General features: G+C 71.8%; 1 protein-coding gene. It reads left to right on the top strand.

The features are described 5' to 3' along the window. Positions 1–131 precede the first annotated feature (131 nt). Positions 132–1,392, top strand: a 1,261-nt coding sequence (locus tag E1283_RS36220; protein WP_341829987.1) for an ATP-binding cassette domain-containing protein, incomplete at its 3' end; no start/stop codon positions are given.

The raw sequence follows: 1,392 nt of genomic DNA, 5'->3' as shown, positions 1-1,392 counted from the left end.
AGTGTGCCGGTGATGGCGTGCGGCGCGGCGGCCTCGTCGAGCCGGCCGGCGGTGATCTCGTCGGCCGCCGTGTGCAGCACCGAGAAGAACGTGGCGACCAGCCAGGGCACCGGGACGTCGGGGCGGAGACGGTGCGGGGGCTCGCCCAGGCGGTGATGCTGCTCAGCGTGCAGGCCGTGCTGGTGGCGTTGTTGGCGCCGGCCGACATCACCGAGGGGCTGCGGGACGCGATGCCCGCGATCGCGTTGATGACCGTGGTGGGGGCGGTCGGCGCGGTGGCGCGGGCGGTGTCGACGTACGCGGACGGCACGTTGCAGCCGAAGGTGGAGCGGCACGCCCAGGAGCGGTATCTGGAGCGGACGTTGCGGGTCGAACTGGAGGCGATCGAGGACCACGCGTTCCACAAGCTGCTGGAGTCGGCGCAGTTCGGCGCCTCGTCGGCGCGGCGGATGATCGGGCACGGTACGCGGGTGATCGCGGCGGTGTTGTCGCTGGCGGCGGCCGCCGGGGTGTTGGCGGTGCTGCATCCGGCGTTGATGCCGATGCTGCTGCTGATGACGTTGCCGAGCGCCTGGTCCGCGCTGACGATCGCCCGGCGGCGGTACCAGTCGTACCAGGAGTGGGTGCAGCACTCGCGGGCCGCGCACACCGTGTCGCGGCTGATCATCGAGTCGGACGCGGCGGCCGAGGTGCGGGTGCACGGGGTGGGGCCCTTCCTGTTGCGGCACTTCCGGGCGATGTCGCAGGCGTACGAGGGTGAGCAGGCGCGGCTGGCCAGGGAGGCCGCCACGACGAACCTGGGCGCTTCGCTGTTGACCGGGCTCACGGCGCTGGCCACCTATCTGGTGCTCGGCGGCCTGCTCTGGTCGGGCGCGATGGAGGTCGCCGCGGCCGGCGCGGCCGTGGTGGCCATCCGCACCGGCTCGGCGTCGCTGGACAATCTGATCGCGCAGGTCAACTCCATGCACGAGGACAGCCTGTTCGTGACCGATCTGCATCAGATCGTGGAGAAGTCGGCCGGGCGCGAGATCCCCACGGGCGGCGCGCCGCTGCCCGAGTGTCCGGAGAGCATCGAGGTGGAGGGCGTGACGTTCGCCTTCCCCGGGACGGAGGGCGCGCCCGCGCTCGACGACGTGTCGCTGTCCATCCCGACGGGGCGGGTGACGGCGCTGGTGGGGGAGAACGGCTCCGGCAAGTCCACGCTGATCAAGCTGCTCTGCGGGCTCTACCAGGCGCAGTCGGGTCGGATCAGGCTGGGCGGGCAGGACATCGCGGCGGCGGACCGGCACGAGCTGTTCGCCCGGTTCGCCGTGGTCGGGCAGGACTTCTACCGGTCGACGGCGTCCAGTACGCCGTCCCGCTCGACACCCACCCCATGGTCCTCTACTACAA

This window comes from Streptomyces hainanensis, from assembly GCF_004348415.1.
Taxonomy (GTDB): Bacteria; Actinomycetota; Actinomycetes; order Streptomycetales; family Streptomycetaceae; genus Streptomyces; species Streptomyces hainanensis.
This window is presented reverse-complemented; position numbering and strand designations above follow the sequence as displayed.